General features: G+C 44.9%; 17 protein-coding genes and 1 pseudogene. 9 read left to right on the top strand and 9 right to left on the bottom strand.

Annotated features, from left to right (window positions below; all coding sequences use genetic code 11):
- Window positions 1-639: 639 nt before the first annotated feature.
- Both ACZND6_RS10820 and ACZND6_RS10815 read right to left on the bottom strand, forming a co-directional pair.
- Window positions 640-1,272 carry a response regulator transcription factor gene (locus ACZND6_RS10820; protein WP_300876214.1) on the bottom strand — a complete coding sequence of 211 codons (633 nt, stop codon included), beginning with the start codon at window positions 1,270-1,272 and terminating at the stop codon, window positions 640-642.
- Window positions 1,262-2,968 (bottom strand): sensor histidine kinase, encoded by a 1,707-nt coding sequence (locus tag ACZND6_RS10815; RefSeq protein ID WP_300876211.1) that lies wholly within the window; start codon window positions 2,966-2,968, stop codon window positions 1,262-1,264. The genes ACZND6_RS10820 and ACZND6_RS10815 overlap by 11 nt, the downstream gene beginning before the upstream one ends.
- A 154-nt stretch (window positions 2,969-3,122) precedes the next feature.
- On the opposite strand from ACZND6_RS10815, the gene ACZND6_RS10810 reads away from it, so the two are divergent.
- On the top strand, window positions 3,123-4,865 hold the full coding sequence (locus tag ACZND6_RS10810) for an FAD-dependent oxidoreductase (protein ID WP_300876208.1): 1,743 nt from the start codon (window positions 3,123-3,125) through the stop codon (window positions 4,863-4,865).
- A 162-nt stretch (window positions 4,866-5,027) separates the two neighbouring features.
- Here the strand turns inward: ACZND6_RS10810 and ACZND6_RS10805 are convergent, their stop codons facing one another.
- Together ACZND6_RS10805 and ACZND6_RS10800 are read right to left on the bottom strand one after the other, a co-directional pair.
- A complete protein-coding gene (locus tag ACZND6_RS10805; protein ID WP_489524668.1) occupies window positions 5,028-6,578 on the bottom strand; it encodes an FAD-dependent oxidoreductase in 1,551 nt (516 codons plus the stop codon).
- 16 nt (window positions 6,579-6,594) lie between these two features.
- On the bottom strand, window positions 6,595-6,690 hold the full coding sequence (locus tag ACZND6_RS10800) for a twin-arginine translocation signal domain-containing protein (protein ID WP_489524667.1): 96 nt from the start codon (window positions 6,688-6,690) through the stop codon (window positions 6,595-6,597).
- A gap of 387 nt (window positions 6,691-7,077) precedes the next feature.
- Here ACZND6_RS10800 and ACZND6_RS10795 point away from each other — a divergent pair, with 387 nt between their 5' ends.
- From ACZND6_RS10795 to ACZND6_RS10775, 5 genes are all read left to right on the top strand, one after another.
- Entirely contained in the window at window positions 7,078-9,705 is a 2,628-nt protein-coding gene (locus ACZND6_RS10795; protein WP_300876202.1) for a molybdopterin-containing oxidoreductase family protein, read from the top strand.
- A 30-nt stretch (window positions 9,706-9,735) separates the two neighbouring features.
- Window positions 9,736-10,452, top strand: coding sequence for a 4Fe-4S dicluster domain-containing protein (locus ACZND6_RS10790; protein WP_489524666.1), 717 nt, complete (start codon window positions 9,736-9,738; stop codon window positions 10,450-10,452).
- A gap of 5 nt (window positions 10,453-10,457) precedes the next feature.
- A complete protein-coding gene (locus ACZND6_RS10785; RefSeq protein WP_302304890.1) occupies window positions 10,458-11,072 on the top strand; it encodes a TorD/DmsD family molecular chaperone in 615 nt (204 codons plus the stop codon).
- A gap of 249 nt (window positions 11,073-11,321) precedes the next feature.
- Window positions 11,322-12,605: an RNA-guided endonuclease IscB gene (iscB, locus tag ACZND6_RS10780; protein ID WP_300876192.1), complete on the top strand. Its 1,284-nt coding sequence runs from the start codon at window positions 11,322-11,324 to the stop codon at window positions 12,603-12,605.
- 5 nt (window positions 12,606-12,610) lie between these two features.
- Window positions 12,611-13,468: a phosphate/phosphite/phosphonate ABC transporter substrate-binding protein gene (locus ACZND6_RS10775; protein WP_489524665.1), complete on the top strand. Its 858-nt coding sequence runs from the start codon at window positions 12,611-12,613 to the stop codon at window positions 13,466-13,468.
- Between the two features lie 45 nt (window positions 13,469-13,513).
- Here ACZND6_RS10775 and ACZND6_RS10770 read toward each other — a convergent pair whose 3' ends face one another.
- A complete protein-coding gene (locus ACZND6_RS10770) occupies window positions 13,514-14,323 on the bottom strand; it encodes a sensor histidine kinase (RefSeq protein WP_489524664.1) in 810 nt (269 codons plus the stop codon).
- Between the two features lie 567 nt (window positions 14,324-14,890).
- Between ACZND6_RS10770 and ACZND6_RS10765 the strand changes: the two genes are divergently transcribed.
- Window positions 14,891-16,600 (top strand): IS1634 family transposase, encoded by a 1,710-nt coding sequence (locus ACZND6_RS10765; RefSeq protein ID WP_489524663.1) that lies wholly within the window; start codon window positions 14,891-14,893, stop codon window positions 16,598-16,600.
- Window positions 16,601-16,625: 25 nt separating this feature from the next.
- Here the strand turns inward: ACZND6_RS10765 and ACZND6_RS10760 are convergent.
- A pseudogene (locus tag ACZND6_RS10760) lies at window positions 16,626-17,351 on the bottom strand (IS1634 family transposase); the annotation flags it as partial.
- A gap of 449 nt (window positions 17,352-17,800) precedes the next feature.
- Between ACZND6_RS10760 and ACZND6_RS10755 the strand changes: the two are divergent.
- The gene (locus ACZND6_RS10755) at window positions 17,801-19,279 is read left to right on the top strand and encodes an MBOAT family O-acyltransferase (RefSeq protein ID WP_489524662.1); all 1,479 of its coding nucleotides are present in this window, start codon (window positions 17,801-17,803) and stop codon (window positions 19,277-19,279) included.
- A gap of 2 nt (window positions 19,280-19,281) precedes the next feature.
- Window positions 19,282-20,487, top strand: coding sequence for an alginate O-acetyltransferase AlgX-related protein (locus ACZND6_RS10750; protein ID WP_489524661.1), 1,206 nt, complete (start codon window positions 19,282-19,284; stop codon window positions 20,485-20,487).
- On the opposite strand, the gene ACZND6_RS10745 is transcribed toward ACZND6_RS10750, so the two are convergent.
- From ACZND6_RS10745 to ACZND6_RS10735, 3 genes are read right to left on the bottom strand one after another with little or no spacing between them, the layout of a single operon-like run.
- Window positions 20,470-20,727, bottom strand: coding sequence for a glucose-6-phosphate isomerase (locus ACZND6_RS10745; protein ID WP_489524660.1), 258 nt, complete (start codon window positions 20,725-20,727; stop codon window positions 20,470-20,472). The genes ACZND6_RS10750 and ACZND6_RS10745 overlap by 18 nt on opposite strands.
- On the bottom strand, window positions 20,727-20,885 hold the full coding sequence (locus ACZND6_RS10740) for a hypothetical protein (RefSeq protein ID WP_489524659.1): 159 nt from the start codon (window positions 20,883-20,885) through the stop codon (window positions 20,727-20,729). Before ACZND6_RS10740 ends, ACZND6_RS10745 begins: the two co-directional genes overlap by 1 nt.
- A complete protein-coding gene (locus ACZND6_RS10735; protein ID WP_489524658.1) occupies window positions 20,882-21,037 on the bottom strand; it encodes a hypothetical protein in 156 nt (51 codons plus the stop codon). Before ACZND6_RS10735 ends, ACZND6_RS10740 begins: the two co-directional genes overlap by 4 nt.
- Window positions 21,038-21,155 lie beyond the last annotated feature (118 nt).

Here is a 21,155-nt window from a genome sequence, read left to right as displayed (position 1 = left end):
GTCTTACCCGACAGCATGTGCCTGAGACCGTTCCTGTTCGTAAGGTCAATGGTTTGCCTCGGGCTTCCTTCAGTCGGAACCTCGCGATTCAGACCTTGCCTCTGGCTATGTGCTTGGCGCCACCGCCCGCACTTCGGGACTTTCACCCTGTAGAGTTCGCTCATGCCGAGCGCACATAAAAATGGCGGGACACAATCCCGCCTGTGAAGGACCAGGGTCTTTCGACCAGCCCTAGTTGCCTTTCAGCAACCTTTTCACGGTCAATGTTAAAAAAAATTAAACTATCTTGTCAATCAAAAGTTGACAAAAATTGTCGAATGTTCTGTCTAGTTATCAAACTGGCGGTAAAAATAGTTGAATACCGACTAATAGGCATTGTAGCAAATAGATCACCTCTCAGAAATAAATTACCCACCATAAAGAATTTCAACATGTATCAATCTGCGAATTGAGAAAATCTGGATGCTATCTCGATCAATTGAATATGTATTGTTAGCCTATTAACCTCAAAGTTCTTTTAGGGAAATAAGAAGATTGAAGCATTTGCTTTCACTAAAATTTAAGGTTAACGTCAATTCCTATGCGAAATAATTAAGAGGAGAAAATTAAAGTTCCTCTAAAACACTCTGGTCTTCATAATTACTGGTTGAGTCGCGAAAGGATTTCTTTCAACTGAGTTTGTTCAGTCGTCTTCGATTTAAGGCCAAGTTTCCCATAGGCATGAAAGCGGTGACTCTCGACGGTACGCTCACTTAATCCAAGCCGTTCAGCAATTTCAAAATTCGTCAGTCCTTCTTTTACAAGTGCCAGCACTTGCTTCTCTCTCATCGATAAAGATTGATAACGCTTATTCAACTCTTCTATATTTCCCTGACTTTGGTCCGTTGAATCTTTCCCTATGGCTTCAGAAATGGCATCGATCAGCTCTTGCGGATCAACCGGTTTTTTCAAAAGGTTGTCCGCTCCTTTTCTAAACACGGATATCGCCATATCAAGATCCGCGTGAGCAGTTAGGAAGAGAATCGGATGAGAGAAGCCTTTTTCTTTCAAACGATTTTGAAGTTCAACGCCGTTCATTTTCGGCATTAGATAGTCCAAGACAAGACAACCCGGTCTCGAAGAATCATCCAAAACAAGAAAAGATTCTGCCGTCGGATATGTTTTAACTTCCCAGCCTTCTCCTTCCAGCATATAGGCTAAGCCTTCCAACAAGTCCATATCGTCGTCGACAATACGGATTAAAGGGACGATTTTGTCATTGTCACTTTTCATTTAAGTCCTCAGGTATTGGAAGAGTCAAACAAGCCGTTGCCCTTTTATCATCGACATCTAATCTAAAGTTTCCTCCATGGCGAGCAGCAATGGCCTTAACAATTAACAAGCCTAAGCCAAGGCCCTCCGGTTTGCTGGAGGAAAGAACATTAGACGGAGACTTCGTTAAGCTTCCTCCATTGTCGGAAACGATAAGTACAGCCTTATCGTCTTCCTTTGACAGAGCAATAGAAATTAAAGGATGGCGACGTTGATGCTGGCTAATTGATTCAGCTGCATTTTTTAAGAGGTTGTGTACTACCAACTCAATCTCAAGTCTGCTCCCTCGCATGGTGATGTTTTCATTGACAGCCACCTGTAGAGCTCCGAAATAAGAGCCGGAGTCTTTGAAGTCCTTTAGTGCGGAATCCACAGCGGCCGAAAGCGAGAACTTTTCATACTTCCCTGCCTTCTGCTTTGCGTACTTACGTACATCGTCCACGATCCTTTGAGCGCGATTGGATTGAGCTTCGATTTTTTCAAAAACAGTTAGAGCTTCTTCAGAGGTTAGAACGCCCTTCTCTGCCTTCTTCTTAGCTCCAAATAGAAAAGCTCGGATTGTCGTCAGTGGCTGACGCAATTCATGTACGACGATTGAACTGAGCTGATCAACCACGCCTAAACGTTCAAGCGCACTGAGTTTTTCAGATGCCGCCTTTTCCTTTCGTCTCAGCTCGTTCTGTTTTTTAAGAGACTCTGTTAATGATCTCGTTCTTTTACGAACAATTTGTCCGAGAATGAAACTTAAGAGGAGTGAAGAGGCAAAAAGTCCAATGCCTAATAGGAGCCAGCCCGCATATCTCGTTCTGAATTCTTTCGAGAACCAATCTTTCAAAAACCCGAACGGGCCTATCTGCAGATCTTTGAATAACTCATCAGTTCTTGTCGAATTGGTAGCAATACTCCAGCCCATGCCACCTTCTGCCTTCGGCATTGCAAGAAGAGCTTCAGCGGCTTTCCTTGCAACCGCAGGTTCAGCGGTAGGCATCGTAGAAACAGACCAATTAGGATAAAGATCCGTGGAAGCAAGGCAGCCTGTCGCATTTGGTTTAAGTCCAATACCTTTGAGGTTCTTCCATACCTCACCATCCTTTGGATACGTATCTTCTAAAAAACAGCTCGACACTGAGCCGACGTCGGCTTTTCCGCTTATGACGGCATTTACCACTTTTTTGAGGTCCCTGCCTACGTAATGGACGGAGCTGAAGAAGGTATAAGGGTCGTAGCCTTGTTTAACGAGTTCTCCAAGTCCGATTTGATGGCCATAGAAACCGCCTTTCAGATTTGCGACTAAAGAATGTCCCTGCATGTCCTCAAGACTATTAATCGGGCTGTCTTTTCTTGTAATAAACAAAGTTCCATAGGCCTCATTAGGGTTTGGCAAACGATCCGAGACCATAGTTGCCAATTCTTTAGCTCCTTTCTGTGCCATTCTCCTGGACAAACCAGAGGTTGACAGAAAAATGTCGATTCTTCCGGCTTCTAAGTTTTTCTCCAATTCCGGCAGCGGTAGGCGAACAATTTTAAGATTGTGCGGACCAAAGGTGTTTTTCAGAACGTTAAGTGTCGGTTCAACGATCTTCTGATTGTTATCCTGAGGAGGATCAAGGCTTACGCCCACGACAACAGGTTCAGCGGCATGAACTGAAAAGAACATTAGCTGGGATAGCAGGATTGTTGAGATTCGAGCGAACATTTTTTAGTTGAACAGTCCCCTTGTACTGAATTTTAAAGAGATGAGTACTTAAGTATTGAACTCGATATCGTTGTTGATGCGGCTCGATAGAAACACTCACTCAAGGAGACATTCAATGTTCAAAATTACAAAACTAGCGCTGCTTCTTTCCGCAGGCCTCTTAGGAGCAAACTTATGTGCAGCCTCAACGGTTGAATTTGTTCCAGGAAAATATATCGGTGAAGCAAACGGGCGAAACGGCCCGATGAAAGTGGAAGTCACCGTCGATAAAAACAAGATCACCAATATTCAAGTTCTTTCTCACCGTGAATCCGCTGGTCTATCCGACGCTCCGCTTACTCAACTTCCTAAGGAAATTATTGATCGCCAGACGCTCAAAGTAGACAACATTGCCGGTGCCACTTTCAGCAGTCAAGGTTTAATTAAAGCGACTCAAAACGCTTTGAGCAAAGCCACTAAAGATCTTTCACCGCTGCTTCTTACCACGCTACCAGTTAAGGCCAAGAAAGCAATGAAAGATGAGAAAGCCGATATTGTCGTCATCGGATCGGGCATTGCAGGCCTGACGGCAGCTATTGCCGCTAAAGAAAAAGACAAAAACGTTCTTGTCATTGAAAAACAAGGAATGTTAGGCGCCGGAGACTCCATGAACATCTCTACGGGCATTACTGCCGGCGGCAGCAAGTTCATTCAAGAACATGGCATTAAGGGCAAATCCACTCAGGATTATGTCGACCACCTGATGAAACAGGCCAAAGACAAAGGCATTCCTATTAACAAAGCCAATGTTGAGACTTATGCACGCAGGGGCGGTGAAATCATCGACTGGTTAGAACAACTTGGCGTTCCCTTCGGCCGTTTCCAGGAAGACAAGTACTTCCACATCACTAAAGATGGAAGCGCTCCCGGACCTCACATCATGAAGGCCCTGAAAGCCGAAGTCGAAAAACAAGGCATTCCGTATCGCCTCAACAGCAAAGTTACCGAAATCCTATCTGATCACGGAAAAGCCATCGGTGTTGAAGTGTCCACTCCCGAAGGAAAATACAAAGTTCTGAGTAAAGCCGTGATTGTTGCAACAGGCGGTTTCTCCGCCAGCCCGGAACTTCTCAAACGCTATGCACCTGATTGGATCGGTCGTCCAACTACCGGCGCATCTTCTCTGACCGGCGACGGCATTCGGATGGCACAAGCGATCGGAGCAGACACCGCTTCCATGGAGCAGATCAAAGTTAACTACCTCTGTCACCCACTTACCAAGAAAGACGGTGTTTCTCTTACAGCCATCACACCATATACAGTCCTTGTCAATCATGACGGTAAGCGTTTCGTGGATGAAAACCATCCTTCGATTAACTTCAAGAGCAAAGCCATGATGAAGCAGCCGAAGCACGAAGCTTATGCTGTTGTTGATCAGAAGGCGATGGACAATCTTAAGCTCATGCGCAATTACGCGGATGCCGGCTATTTTGTCAAAGCGGATACGATTCCGGAACTTGCCAAGAAACTTGATGTCAATCAAAAAGCCTTCATCGAAACGATGGATCAGTACATCAAAGACTGCAAAGACGGTTTAAAGAACGATAAAGCTTTCGGAAGAAAGATTCAGTATCCGATGCTTAATCCGCCCTACTATGCTGCTCTTGTGACACCGTCTATGCAATCCACCTACGGCGGCATCAAGACCAATACCAAAGCTGAAGCTCTGGATACCAAGGGGCACATTATCCCCGGACTTTATGCTGCAGGCGCTGCCTCCGGTCATGAGGCTTATGCAAATGAGGTTGGTTTTGCGGCGATTATCGGTCTGACATACGGACGGATTGCCGGTGAAAACGCAGCGGCTTATGCTAAATAAGAAGCATGTTAAAAACCTGGATTTAGGGCATTAAATTTAAAGATATTATGCTGTAAAAGCAGGTCAACTCTATAAATGATTCCCAAACGCTCTGATATATCGGAGCGTTTGGGCTTTAAAGGATGTTTAAAGAAGCGCTTAACTTACTGTAATAATAAGAACTTATTTTTTTGTTGCTGCAGCCTTTCCCGTCACCTGACCAAAAACCAGTGCATCTGTAAGCATCGCTCCGCCTCGATTTAAACCACAGGCAATTTCACCTGCTGCATAGAGACCTTTTATCGGCTTACCGTCCCAATCAAGAACTTGGTGTTCTGCATTAGTTTTGAGGCCGCCTTTTGTATTTGATCCGCCGGCAAACAATGGAATAGCATAGAAGACAGTTCCCTCAAGAGGTTTTAAAGACTTAGGATTTCTTCCAAAGTCCTCGTCTTTTCCAGCTGTACTCATTTCATTGAAACGCTTCAATGTCTCCGTCAATTTCTGAGGATTCATTCTTCCTTTATTGACAGAAGTTTCGGCAATCTTCTTGGCTAACTCTTCAATCGAATCTGCTTTTAGTACCCATCCCTTCTTTAAGGCATCAGAATTATCAGCGGCACCATAGTCGACGAAACCGTACCCAACTGTCGAACGAGTGAGATTTGCTAATGGGCGAGATTTGAATATTTCCTCTTCAAAAATCTGCCACGCCGGCATATTGTCGTATGTCATCGTATCTAGATTTTGTTCGGCGGCCTTTTCATAAACGCTGTTATTCGTAATTCCGCCCATGATCTTGTTCTCAGCAATGAAACGATCTCCCAGAGCATTAACAACGAAAGACCCCGGAGCTCCGACTCCGACAGTCGTGACTCCTAACCGCATTCCGTTGTGGTAAACGGGAGGCGCCCAGATCATTCGAGCTGCACAAGTAGAAACCTTAGATAAAGCTGCTCCGGCCTTTATGCCCATACGGATGCCTTCGCCTTCGTTGTAAGGGGTTCCGTAGAACGCGAAGCCTCCGACAGAAGGTCCGGGCAAAAATGCTTTTCGCATTTCAGCACTGTACTCATAACCTCCGGACGCAAGGATCACACCTTTCTTAGCTTGAATACGAATGTCTTTACCGCCTTTCTTTGCTACAACACCTACAACATGGCCGTCTTCATTGAGAATTAAAGCAACTGCCGGAGCGTTATCAATGATTTTAATCAGGCCGCTTCTATCTTGAATGCCTTTTTCTAATGCGCGCCAAAGAGCCTCCCCTTCTGTCGCTTCAGTCTTGGGACCGTTATAGCTAGAAGTTTTGCCCATCCGAGCGGGATACATTAAGTGATAAGAAGCATATGAACTGGTTTTTGCTCCGGGGAAGTTGACGTATTGAGCAGGTCCGCTAAATTTTTGACCTTTAAGTTCAGGATCAAGAGATTTAAGCCAGTCCATCAGATTAGGAGTGTATTCAACCCAATATTCCGCCATCCCGTTGGAGATGTCGTCTTCTTCTCCGACCGACGGTTTGTCATCGTATTTAGCGGAGAATAAAGCTCGGAAGTATTTACGCAGTTCTTCTTTATTTCCGTCTTTATCGGGACAATGAACCCAACCACCGGACATACGAGTGTTAGAGCGTAAGGTGGCCAATGGTTGTTTTTCCAGAATGATTACAGAAGCCTTATGATCTGCAGCAGTTATCGCGGCAGCGGCACCTGCTCCTCCTAATCCGACAACCACTACATCGGCGGATTCATCAAACTTTTTTTTCCGGATCGGAAGCGAAAGCCGGCAGACTGCATGCCATTGCCGTTGAACCGACAAGAAAACTTCTTCTAGACATTGAGGTCATTTTGTTCTCCTTGGTTAGAACAAAACAATTATCGAAAGCACACTAACCAAAGTCAATACTTCTAATAGCGTTCAAATTTAACAAGATGCGTTGAGACTCTTGAGTTTTAATTTAATTACTTTGCTAATTTCTACCTGAATGACAATCAATAAGAGGTTAACTTCCATCAAACAAATGTTTTGTCGCCAGTCCTTTACCTTTCTTTACCCAACCCACCCGACTGAACTCTTATGGGTCGTTGGCTGAGGATTAAGAAGGATCAATGAGGGTTAGGAAAGAGATCGTTATTCCAAATTTGAATAACTGCACTAATAGACAGTTCCCGGCCCTGATCTAAAAATTCAAAATGGCTGCATCACCTCTATTTTTAATACCAAGGGATTGCACATGTCAGCCAAAAAGATTACACGTCGGACTTTCTTAGGTACGACAGCCGTGGGCGCCGCTTCAACTTCATTGAGCTTGAATACTTGGGCTCAAGCTATTAACAATCAAAAATCCCCTTTGATCAACGGAACGATTCCGGCTCTGGAAGACGACGTCAAAGTTGTTAATACTTACCACGAGATCCATTGTCACGGACAATGCATGCTCAAGGCACACGTCAAGGATGGAAAACTGCTTGCCTTAACCAGTGCCGGCGACATTCCTTCCAAAGACTGTCTTCCTTCCGACGAATCTATCGGAAAGATGCAGCGCAGAGCCTGCATGAAAGGTTATGCGGAAAGAAAACGTCTTTACGCTCCTGACCGTCTTAAATATCCTCTGATTCAAACGATTGAAAGAGGAAATACAGCAGGCTTTAAACGTGTTTCCTGGGATGAAGCATTAGACAGAGCATGCGAGGCAATCCGCAAAATGCAGGATCGCCAAAAAGAACTCGGCTACCTGCCGATTTGGAACAATGGCTGTGCTCCGTTAAATATGCTGGGACCATGCCTTTCTGCTTACGGCCACCATTCAGCCGGCAACCAAAACGACTGCCTTTATAACGCATTAGGAAAAGGCGTTAAAGGCCATCCGGCCATCGACATGCTGAACTCCAAACTGATCATTGTTTGGTCGGCTGATCCTCAAACTACTTCTCCGCACTTACCTTTCATCATGACAAAGGCAAGAGAGAAAGGTATTCCGATTGTCGTGATTGATACCAGATACACTGGTACGGTAGGTGCGATGGCAACAGGAATCCCGGGCGTTCCGGCTTGGATTGCTCCGAGACCCGGAACGGATTCCGCAATTCTTGCTGCAATGGCCAACACGATCTATCGCAGAAATCTGCATAATCCCGCTTATATCAAGGAATACACCTTCGGATTCTTCCCCGGAGATTCCGTCATCAGTAATTCTCCGGCTAAGAGCCCGATTGACGGTCATCCTTGGAAAGGCCAAAGCTTCACCGTTCCTCAGGGACAAAGTTTTGTTGAATATTTAGATGAATTGAATGCAGCACACGGCGGAGAGGAAGGCGTATTGAAATGGGCAGAACTCCTTTCAGGCGTTCCTGCTAAGACGATTAAGAATCTGGCAATTGCTTACGGCAAAACAAAACCTGCCTGTATTTATTCAGCCTGGACAGCCGGTGGTGCACAAAGAACCGGAAACGGTATGTACTACACCTGGCTCATGCTGGCATTAGCAGCCATGACAGGAAATGCCACAGTTCGCGGCGGCGGTATCGGTTCTTTGTCTCCAAATGAAGGCATGTCCGTAAAACTCGGCAAAGCTCCGGGCATGGCACACGGCAAAACCTTCAGACCGCTTTTGTTCTCTACTCACGTCTCGAGCCAAGTCATCATGACGGGGCGCGACACGCGCACCCCGGAACAATTAAGAGAAGACATTAAACTTTTGAACGGCATCGATTTAGGAGAAGATCCGAGACTCCATCTTGAAATGTTTATCAAGGGAGCAGGAAGCGGTGACGTTTTTAATCAGCGTGCTGCCATCAATCCGAAATTAGAAGCCTGGAATAAGTTAACTTCCGTCATCACGTATGACCGCTTCATGAGCACTACGGCCAGGTACTCGGATATTATTTTCCCCGTTGTCACCCATTTCGAAGAAAGCTTCATTACCGGCTCCAGAGTCAAGACCGATACGAATTTCGTTAATCAGATTCTTGATCCGATGTACGAATGCAAGACCGACTGGCAAATTAATGAATTGATTGCTCAGCGTCTCGGCATTAACTGGGGACGCGACGGTAAATCCGACATTGATGTTATGAAGATTCAATGGGCGGGCGCAAAGGTTCCGGAAAAATACAAGGAACTTAATCCTGAATTCAAACTTCCGACCTTTGAAGAAATGCAGAAGGAAGGCAACGTTCAGCTCTTTGTGAAACCGGAAACTTCTGTCATCGACGCGGACAGATTTGCTCCGGGAGAATTCCCGACCGATACCGGCAAGATTAACTTCTACTCTCCTTTCCTTGCGGAAAGAGGACGATTAAAACAGAAAGCAGCGCGTGCTCAGTATGTCAGACCGCCGGAAGGTATTGAGGATTTGCTTGAAGGTAAGAAAGGAGCGAAAGGAATTGCTTACAGTCTGCAGTTCACGACACCTCATATGCCCAACAGAAGCCACTCCTCTTTTGATAACACGACTTCTTTGATGGACGCCTTCCCGCATTGCGTCTTCATCAACCCTGAAGATGCACAAAAACGAGGCATTTCCGACGGAGACGAAGTGTATGTGTATAACGATGCAGGCTGCATGAAAATTCCGGCACAAATTACTCTTCGTCAATTGCCGGGTGTGGTTTCTATCGGTGAAGGCGCTTGGTATCAGCCCAGCCCGACGGAGAAATACGAAGCATGGTTTGATTTAGACGGCGATGGAAAACCTGAGAAGCACATTGTCGCAGTGGATGTCGGCGGAGCCGTCAACACACTAACGACAGACCGTGATATCGGAGCAGCAGATCCAGTGCTTCACCTGCAGACCAACAAGTCAGGCGGATTTGCAGCGGGCGGAAATCTTTGCGAAGTCAGCAAACAAAAACCGGCCTAAGTTCATCGACAAGGATATAAGGAATAAACCATGACTCAATATGCATTTTTCTTCAATCAGAAACGCTGCTTAGGCTGCAAAACTTGTGTCATCGCCTGTAAAGAATGGAATGAGAGCAAAAGAGGAGACGCCAATCTCAACAGAGCATTAACAGAAGAAACAGCAGGAACTTTTGATACTCCCGCCTCTTGGGGCGCAGGCGCCAGACCGGATACGCTTAACGGCGCACACTCCAAAGATATTCTTCGCAGATTTGATGCGAAAGAAAACTGGAGACGCGTGACGTTTTTTGAATTCGGCACAAAAACTCCGAACATTGCCATTGTTCCGTTATCTATCGGCTGCAATCATTGTTCTGAACCGGCGTGTATTCCGGTTTGTCCTGTTAAGGCCATTTCTAAGGAAGCTAAATACGGCGCAGTCCGAGTGGATTCTTCCAAGTGCATCAGCTGCGGAGCCTGCCGAGCTGCCTGTCCGTGGGACGCACCTCAGTACTACAAAGATTTGCAGGCTGAGGGGCCCAGACCTCCCATGACCAAATGCGATCTTTGTTATGACAGATTAGAAAAAGGACTTAAACCTGCTTGTGTGGCATCTTGCCCCGGACGAGCATTAGAGCTTCTTCCCGTAGAAGAAATTCTGAAGCTTCATCCGAATGCAACACGCACTGCTCTCGGATTTAAGCAAGAGGATGTCAACCGTACGAAACCGAACATTTACTTTGAGTCCCGAGAACTCTTCTTCTAATTAATATGGTGAGCATCAAACAAAGCGAGGTTGAATTGAATCATTCTTCCGAACAATGTTCAGAGCTCTTCTTCAAAACACTGGGGCTGCTCTTTTTAAACGGCCCCAGTGAAGAGAATGTTCAGCTCTTAACTTTAGGATTAGAGAATTGCCGACAATGCGGGTTGATTTCTCAAGCCGAGTATGAGGAGCTTTCGGAGCAGCTCGACTTGCAAGCACTCGGCCGAGATTACGGATCTCTCTTTTGTCTCGGAAGTTCCAGCCTTTCTCTTTATGAGAGCGTCTGGCTAACCGGCCTGGCGATGCAAGAGCCAAGGGACGAATTAAGAAAAATCTTAAGAGCGTGCGGTTTGAAACCGAACACGAATTCCAATGAACCGGAAGATCATCTCGGCTTTATCTATTACTGCGTCGGGATGCTGCTGGAAAAACGGAGGGGTGCAGACGGAGATTTAAGAGAGTCGGAGGATATGAGTCCGCTGAAGGAGACGGTTTCGCACTTGAAGTGGACGCGACTCCTCGCCGGAGCTATCTCGGATAGGCATGCGGGTAATTTCTATTCGAATATCGTCTCTATAGCGAATAGACTTGCTAATGAAACGATAAATAAAAACGATTAGGAGCAGTTGTCAACTACCTCGGCCTAAAGGCCGAGGCTTGAAAAAGTCTCTAGTTGACTAGCCTCAGTCCGTCGTTTTGAGGACTACGTTGGTTGGGAATGCACAGGCACCGCGGGATGCAGATCCTAGTCCCGCGCTCTGCGGCCGTTGGTTAAAAGCTCTAAGAGGTAAGAGCGGTGCTGTCGGCTTGAAACCCCTTCCAACATTGGCGAAGGATCACAACCGGTCGAAAGACCGAGGAGATAAAACTTGAGAGTATTTCTACTAAACAAACGTGGAAAGCCGCTGATGCTCTGTTCACCGGCAAAAGCGCGCCTACTGCTTAAAGAGAAGAAAGCTATTGTTGTAAGGCGCACGCCTTTCACCATACAGCTGACGATTGCAACGGGCGAGTCCAAACAGCCGGTGAGTCTGGGTGTTGATGCCGGATACAAACATGTCGGCCTTTCCGCATCAACGGAAAAGGCTGAGCTTTATGCATCAGAAGTCGAACTCCGTCCGGACGTCTCTGATCTGCTCTCTGCTCGTCGTACGTTACGGCAGTCCCGCCGTAACCGCAAAACGCGCTATCGCGCACCGAGGTTCGACAACCGCATCCGCACCAAGCGCAAAGGCTGGCTTGCACCATCAGTTGAAAATCGAATCAACGCGCACTTGTCGCGCATAGGAGCGATTCTTCGACTGTTGCCGGTCACGAAGATCACCGTGGAAACGGCGTCCTTCGACACGCAGCTGCTGAAGAATCCCGACATTTCGGGAAAAGAGTACCAAGAGGGAGAACAGCTTGGTTTCTGGAATGTTCGAGAGTATGTTCTTTTCAGAGACGGGCACGCTTGTCAGCATTGTCACGGCAGATCGAAAGATCCGGTGCTCAATGTTCATCACTTGGAAAGCAGACGCACTGGCGGAGACTCGCCCGGCAACCTGCTCACGCTTTGTGAGACGTGCCATAAAGCACTTCATCGCAGAGAAATCAAGCTGAAGACCAAGCGCGGGCAGTCGTTCCGTGCGGAAGCCTTCATGGGAATTATGCGCTGGGAGGTACTGAACCGCCTAAAGGCGTCGCATCCTGAGCTGGAGGTGCACAACACCTACGGCTACCGAACCAAGCACACACGAATCGTGAACGGCATCGACAAGTCGCATTGTGCGGATGCTTTCTGCATCGCCGGCAATCTCGGCGCCAAAAGGCTCGGCGAATTCTTCTTCCAGAAGCAGACGCGTCGGAACAACCGGCAGATTCACAAGCTTTCCATCCTCAAACACGGGCTTCGAAAGCGCAATCAGGCGCCTTTTGAGGTCAAAGGCTTCCGTCTTTTTGACAAGGTTGTTTGCCAGGGAGAAGAAGGCTTTATTTTCGGCCGTCGATCCTCCGGGTCTTTTGATGTACGAAAGCTCGACGGCACCCGCATTTCAGCGGGCATAAGCTACAAAAAGCTGCGTCTGCTGGAGAAGAGACGGACCTATTTAAAAGAAATTCGAAAGGAGGAGGCGCTTCCTCCCCTGCCTGAAGGAAGGAGTCTCCGCGCCTAAATTTGATGAATATCAAGCTTTTGTTCATTCCGCTGCTCCTTTTTTCTTCTCAGCTGTATGCGGAGACCATTCATCTCGGCATTCTCAACACTTCCGGCAATGAAGCCGAAAACGTTCTTTATGCCGAGACAGCCTCTGTTCTCAAGGACAAATTAAAACCGAGGAATGTGGAGGTTTCGACTTACGATCTTCCGGGGTTAGAGAAAGCTATTGCTACAGGAAAATTAGATTTCTTTATCTCCAATCCGGGATTCTATGTTTCGAGCAGACAGAAGCTCGATACCACTGCCCTTGCCTCTCAAAGCAATCAATTTTTTAGGCGCCCAGACAGAGCATTAGGTTCTGTTTTTGTTGTTCCTCAGCAGAACGGCAATAATTTTTCTCTTCGAGATTTAAAGGGAAAAAGCGTCTGCGCCGTCGCGCCGAATGCTTACGGCGGTTTATACATTGCTTTAGGTGAGCTCAATCGCAGAGGCTTTGATCCGGATAAATTTTTTAGTTCTATTCACTATTCCGGCTATCCCATGCCAAAAGTTCTTGAGGACCTGAAAGCCGGCAAATGTGAGGCTGCGATCGTACGAACATGCCTTCTCGAGGAACTCTCGTCTTCCGGACAGATTAAAGGCAATGAATTCAGAGTGATCGAGCCTAGGCCCACAAGTTCAAAGGAATACTGCATTCGATCGAGCGATCTTTACCCCGGATGGGTTTTTGCCGCAACCAAGAACACTTCTGAAGCACTCAGAAAAGAAACCACCAAAATCTTGTTTTCCCTTCCTGCCATTCAAGGCAATGAATGGAGTGTTCCTAGGAACTTTGCCGACCTGGACAATCTCTATAAGAATTTAAAGGTCGGACATTAATTCTGACTAAAGACTTTCCCTGAACTAAGCGGAGGACGGATGGATCTATAGGCTCGGAAGAAGGATACATGCGATGACCTCTTTATTGTGCTGACGAATACTGAGCTGACCGCCCCAGCGTTCTACGACTCTTGCCGCAATTGCTAATCCCAGTCCGAGACCGTTGACTTTAGTAGAGTTCTTCACGGCAAACAGATTATTAAAGGATTCTTCGTGTTCTAAAAATCCTTCATTGGCGACAGTAACGGCGGCTTCGCCGTTTTCGCCGGAGATCTCTAAGGTGATAATCGGTTTCGTTTCTTGCTGCGTTATGGCTTCGGAAGCGTTATTGAGCAAGTTGAGTAAAACAATTTCAAACTGAGTGGGATCAATCCGGACAGAAACCGGAGCGTTGCCCGACGCAACGAGATTAACTTCGTATTTTCCGCCTAACTCTTTATAAGTTTCGAGGATAGACAGGACCGACGAATTCAAATCAACTTCACGAACTTTCGATTCTCTACCTTTAATCAGTCCGCGTATATGCTCAATAATCGAAGAGGCCCTGATGGACTGCTCATCAACGACCTTGAGCGCCTCCTCCAGGACTTTCGCATCGTAATCCTGAGAATGAAGAATATCTCTGAGTCCTTCGGAGTAGTTTCTGATAACGGTGAGCGGCTGTCTGAGCTCATGCGCGATCATGCCCGAAAGCATGCCGACAAGGTTGATTTTCTCCATATCATTTAAGTGACGATTCGCGCTGACGGCTGCTTGATGCCCCGCCAGTTTTTCCTTCATCGTCTGTCTCAGACGCTCGGTTCTTCTTTCAACCTGCTGTTTCAAGATGGGGTTGTGAAGGAAAACCGCAATCATCACAACGAAAACAATGAGAATAAAGCTCCAATAATTCCGAATAAATTTTTTCCAGTTCCAGTTTCTCGGATATTCGTAATGTCCGACCTTTAAATTTTTCTAGAGATTGTCCAGGTCGGCGAAGTTCCGCAGAACACTGGTAGCATTATTAAGCGTGCCGTTTTTTGGCAAGCTCTTGATATCTGACTTTACTATATCCAAACTGAACCTTAATTCGTTGGAAGGCTGTTTGATCTTGCATTGAATCGAACTAAGTATCTTTTCATCAGCAACTTTCACAGCCGAGAGTTTTTCTTTTAGTTGTAACCATTCGCTGCCGTATAAGTTATGCGTTCTGGAACTGTACTTTCGCGGTTTTCTATTCCGAGATCTCCGGAATCCCCGATTACCTCACTGTTATCGGGGCTGCGTAATTCTTCTATCTGTGTAACCTTAAAGTAACCAAAAACGATCGATAAATTTAAAGAATCCTCTCTTTCAACCGTAATTATCTGAATTAATTGCGGTTTTTTCTCGTATTCTTTTTGTAATCGTACTATAATACGATTATTATTGAGAGGTGCAATTATGGGCAGACCTTTATCAGGCGTTCCTCATGTTGGAAGACGTACGGAAACCAGAAAAGACGGAACTAAATACATCTATGAGAGGACCACTATTTATGACCCTCAGACCAAGAAGATTAAAGTACTTGGCTGTAAATTAATCGGTAAAATCCTCAAGGGAAGCAATGAGATTATCAAAACTCGTCCTAAAAAGCCTGCCGCGCCAAAGCCTGTTGCACCGGTCAAGGTTGCAAGATCTCATGTCGGCGCCTCCGAAATTCTGGATTTTGTCGGAAAACAGAGCGGCATTGATGCCTGCATTCTTCGTTCGCTTCCGCAAGCCGAAGCACTCAAGGCCATCAGCTTGGCTCGTTATTTAGCAGCTTGTGACCGAAAGACACTTCCGGGTATAGAGACTTGGCAGCTCAATCATCAAATTCCCTATCTCGAACCTTTGACGGAACGAGTGTACGGGACACTTTTTGAACAAATCGGGCGAAACGAATCTTGGATTCAAAATTACTTCCGGCATATTGCATCGACGCTTGAAAAAGAGCCCGCCCTGGCCCTGGATTCAACGACCTTCTCAACTTACTCAACAAATCTCAAGGAAGCCCAATACGGCTTCAACAAGGATGCTGATGGACTTCCCACGATTAAATTTGTGACTTTGTATTCGGTGAAAAACAGGCTGCCTATCGCTTATTGCAAGCAGCCGGGCAACATTCCCGATGTCATCAGTATTCAAACTGCACTCAAGCAGCTAAGTGTTCTCGGAGTAACCAAGCCTTTGATTGTTACTGACAACGGTTACTACAGCATGGTTGAATTTCTAGACTCGAATATGAAATTTCTAACCCTTGCATCCCGATCGGCAACTTGGCTTCGCGATATCGTGGAAGAAGCACTGGCAGAGTTGGACAACCTCGACAACATCTGCCCTTACGACACGCAGGTCAAGGGAAAAACCGTCAGCAAGATGCAGGAATTCTCACGTCTGCGTCACAGAAGCACGGCTTCTGCCAAAGCAGGGGAAACTCAGAAGTTTAGCCGCAGAATATACGTCCACATTCTGAGGAACTCTGAAATACAGACTTGCAAAACAAGAGCATTAGAGGAAGAACTTACAGCACTGAGAAGTACGGTATTGAGCGGAGAAGAGCTCTCCGAGTCTGCGGCAAAGAAAGTTGAAAAATATTTGATTCTGAGCCGCCAGGGACGCGGAGGAAAATTAACCGTTAAATTTAACCAGGAAGCCTTTAACGAAACAGCTAAGTTCTTTGGATTGTTTGTGCTGGTATCGAACAAAGCTCAAGACTGCTTTGAGGCGTTAGAAGATTATCGATTGCGGGAAAAAACAGAGGAAGCCTTTGGAATATATAAAGAATATTGTGACGGCAGAAAGCCGAGAGTCTGGACAGGCGACCGCCTCAAAGGAAGGCAATTCGTACAGTTCATTGCTTTGAGCTATCGATGCTGGTTAATAGGAAAGGTTCGAGAAATCAAAGAGTTGTTGGCTAAATGGCTGGTAGAAAAAGAAAAGAAATCTGAAAAATCCAAAGCAGAGAAACTGCTAAGCTGGCTGGATAATAGGTCTCTGGCTCAGATTCTAGATTGGTTCGACTGCATTGAGGAAACAACTGTGGCGAGTAAGGCCGGAGAAATTCGTTGGAAAACGGAATCTATAGAGCGAGACAAGTTCTTTTTATCTCTGTTAGGAATGAAAATTTAATGATCGCCTTCGGTTACTTTTAGGTTTCTATGCCGGAGACGTCGGCCAAGTTTCCCGGTTCGCGTGCAAAAGCAATGGGCTGGTGCGTCGCTAAATCGAACAAGGTATGAAGCTTAACGGTGTCCAGACCGTCACCGGCCTTGTTAAAAGTTTCTTTAATGTATCGGGAGTATGAAGAAACGCTTGAAGAGTCAAAGGCAACCGCGTCCTCTTTATGGCAGCGTTTAGCTCTCGCAAGGAAGTAGTTTTGAACGATGTCTTCGTTTAATCCGAGAAATTCGAACAACTCGTGGTAAACGTCTTTTGAAATCGGGCCCGGATAAGGGGTCGGATGGAGAAACTGCCACTTCTGCATTCTCTGCAGTCTGTCACCCTGATTAGCCAGCCAAAACTGAGCGATTATGTCTACCTTTTTAGCGGAGCTCTCGTTCATGCAAGAGCGCAAATCTTCCGTAATACCGCCTTGCTCGCCGACCCTGCGCAAAAGCGAAGACGATCCAACTCTTGAACGTGTCGAGGACTGAGGTATTGCATCCTCGATCTTTTTACGTTTGGGTCTGGTGGGTACTATTTCTCCGTCGATCGACCCGGCAGGGATCTTGCCGAGCAGTTTTCGGGAGAGTTCTTTGGTCTCTCTAGTCTGCGGGATGTAAACAGTTTGTCTTTCCCAGACGTAAATATCGCCGTTTCTACGCTTTTGCTTCCAAACAGAGGTGGTAGTTCTTCCGGTTATTGGCTTAGACCTGCTCAGGAACCCTCGTAAAATATTTTTGTAATAATACACACATTTTACAAAGTCAAGAAAAACCATATTTTCAATAGGTTCAGTAGAATTATTAAGCTCTCTCGCCTCAAGGTGTATTTATCCGCTAACTTTTAGGATTCTGTGCCTTGAGATATAATTAATAACTGCCCTCGAGTAATAAGACAACATTAGTTTAAGAACTAGCTTTGGGAAATATATGGTTTTTTCTTCAGCGATTTTTATTTTTTTCTTTTTGCCTATTTTTTTGTTCCTCAACACTTTTATAAAAAAACAATTCCAAATCGCCCTTCTCATTATTTCAAGCCTTCTTTTTTACATCTGGGGTGAGGGATACGGCGTAATATTACTCTTGGCACTGTGCCTCTTTAATTATTTGATAGGAAGACTCATACGAAGGTCCTTGAATCAAACTTCTTGTTCCCAAGCATTAGAGTTTGAAAAATCGGCTTTACAAACTTGTAATCTTACCCCCCCTCCGACCGTCGTCTTCCCCTAATTTAGAAAATACAACAATAATTGATGGGAAAATAACCCCTTCTCTCACTAACTCGCTCCCCCAAGAAGTATCGAAGCATGCTTTATCGGCTGGAAATTGTGTTGACGGAAATCCATTAGAACATCAAAAGAGAACCTTTGGTAAAACATCAAAATCAGTTCTTTCGAAAACAGTTCTATCGCCCTATTCTTTTTTTATAAATAAGAAAATATGGTTAGGATTAGACGCCCAAGCGTGGCTTTTCTTAGGAATTATCATAAATTTGGGAGCACTCTTTTATTATAAGTATTTTAGTTGGGTTCTGTCAGAACTAGAAAAAATCTTGCCATTCTCTCTTTACGATAAATTTAATTTTTTTGATATTACACCTACTGTGGCATTACCTTTGGGTATTAGTTTTTTTTGTTTTCACGGAATTAGTTATCTCGTTGACGCATACAAGGGAGCAATTGGTCGTCATTCAGCTAGCGATTTTTTTGCATATTTCCTTATGTTTCCCCATCTAGTTGCAGGACCTATTGTCCGGTTTGAATCTATTCGTAATAACCTTCAAAGTAAAAATAACGTTTCTCTTAACAGTTTCAGTCAGGGTCTGCTTAGATTCATAATAGGTGTAAATAAGAAAGTTTTGATAGCCAACTCTGTAGCACCACTTGCCGACATAGCCTTCTTTTCCTCTTCTGCCTCTATCTCTTGGCAGGATGCATGGCTTGGCGCATTGGCTTACACAATTCAAATTTATTTTGATTTCTCCGGCTATTCTGACATGGCTATAGGATTGGCCAGCATGCTTGGGATAAAATTTGATGAGAATTTTCTCTCCCCGTATAAGAGCCTCTCTATCAAAGATTTCTGGAGAAGATGGCACATTTCACTGTCTTCTTGGCTTCGCGATTATTTATATATTCCTCTTGGTGGAAGTAGATCTTCTACCGTTGTTACTTACCGGAATCTATTAATAGTATTTATTTGTTGTGGGTTTTGGCACGGTGCTCAATTTACTTTTCTACTTTGGGGGCTCTATCATGGACTTCTTCTCATCTTAGAGAGAACGCCTTTAGGAAAAGCCTTAGAGTCCCTTCCCAACTTTATTCGAAGATTCTACTGTTTAGCATTAGTAATAATTGGATGGGTCTTTTTTAGAGCATTGAATCTAGATCATGCTATGAATTATCTATATGCTATGTTTAACTTTCTTAATCCTGTTCAAAACTCAATTCATCTGGGTCTGCTAAATGTTAGTGCGCTCATCTTGGGCTTTATTGTTGCCTTATGGGGTAGAGATTTCCCTTCCCTAATGAAGATTAGAAGTTTTAAATTGATTGGTTTGGTCTCCTTAAATCTTATTCTTTTTGTTTTGTCACTCTCAATTCTTTACACAGACAATCGTAATCCTTTCATTTATTTCAATTTTTGAGCATGAAGAAAAAAATATTTATTGTTATCGTTCTGGCTATCTTATTTATTCCTTTTTGTTTACATATCTTAATCAAACCGAACCTTGCATCAAAATACCTAACGACGGAGAACAGAACAGTTACCCAATTACCAACAATAGATAACTTAAGGCATCCTAAAATTTTTTTTAAAGACTATAGTTTGTTTGTTACCGATAGGTTGTGGGGGAAAGATACCATTACCCAGCACGTTAACAATCTTATTAAAGATCCTAATCTTTTCACTTCTTTCGACTTATCGAAAGGAGTTATTGGAGCCAACGGTTACGTTTTTCTAGGCAATGACTATGCAGACGTCATTGACAGACACTTTCGAGTTTTTAGCTTTAAAAAATATTCAGACTACGCAGAGACTCTGTTTGAAAAAATAACGACCCTTTCAAAACTCTCACATGAGTTTAAATCTCAATTTATTGTTCTTGTTGCACCCGACAAGCATACTGTTTATGAGGAATTCTTTCCCTCCTGGGTTAAACAGAAACCATCTGAACTAACCCTTACCCAACTTGGAATATCTGATTTGAAAAAAAACGGGATTCCAGTTCTATTTCCCTCTAATGATCTGATCTCTCAAACCGAGACAGAACAGGTTTATTTCAAAACTGATACTCATTGGAATATTAAGGGCGCGGAAGTAGCCTTTCGAAGTATTTTGAAAGCATTAAAACTTGAAGAGCCAAAGAACACTTTTCTCATAGTTCCCGACGGAGTTTCAAAAAACATCGGGGATTTAGGTCCAATTGTAGGTATTCCTAGCAATTTTTCTTTTGAGGATAAATCCTACCGATTTAACTTTGGTGAAGATCAAGTTGTCACTTGGGTTGAACCTATGCAAGAACAGAAAGAAATAATGATAAAGGACGCACTCGCTCGAGGATCTCAGAAAACATTTTCAGCAAAAGTAAAAAACAATCACAGCCAGAGCACAAAGAGCATTATGCTTATTTGTGATTCTTTTGGTACATCTCTCTCCCCGTTCCTATCTTCATATTTTAGAACTGTCTACCTCACCTCCAATCATAAAAGTTTGACTGTTTTAAGCGATGAAATCAAAGAAAACAAGCCCGATATAGTGATTTATGAGATAGTAGAAAGGTCGTTCATTATGCCAGGAAGCAACGACCGCAATAAAGACAAAAGTAAAAACAGATTAAAACAAGTCAGTTAAAAAAAGATTGTTATAAGCTTGATTTGCTAACCTTTTACCCAATTCCACGCCGGGTTGATCAAAGGCGTTAATGCCGAAAAGTGTCCCTAGCATTGTGGTCTTATGCTCATACATCGCCATTAAAGCACCTAACGTTTCAGGTGTAAGTTCTTCAATAGAAACAGTGGAAACCACATTGAAGTACTTGCTCTTCGGATCTCGAGTAACAAGCGCTTCTGTCTGCGCCTTGGCGTTGGCCATTAAGACTGATGGAGTTCCTTGTGGGCGTGGCCCGGTTTCTCGCACCAGAAGACGTCGATGGCATTTTTTGCCGTACCTTCGCGCAAGAACTGGTAGAAAGAATGCTGAGATTCGTTCCCGTGTCCGCCCCAAACGGCTAGAGAGGTTTTTCCGATCACCGGCGTTCCGTCGCAGCCGTACTCTTACCTAAGCTCTCCATTTCCAGCTGCTGGAGCCAGTCCACCATGACACGAAGGCGTTCGTCATAGGGAAGGAAACAGTAAGAGGAAACGTCGAGTTTTTCGGAGTTCCAATACGCAAACATCGCCATGAGCGCCGGCAGATTATTCGTACGTGTCTTATAGCTTATTTTTTAGATTATTGCACCGACGACACAGCCCGAACGCTCCGGTCCTCGTATAGAGCACCGGAGTTTTGTCATTTTGATG

This window comes from Parasutterella sp. (assembly GCF_057870745.1).
Note: the sequence above shows the minus strand (reverse complement) of the source record. Positions and strands in the feature narration are given on the sequence as shown.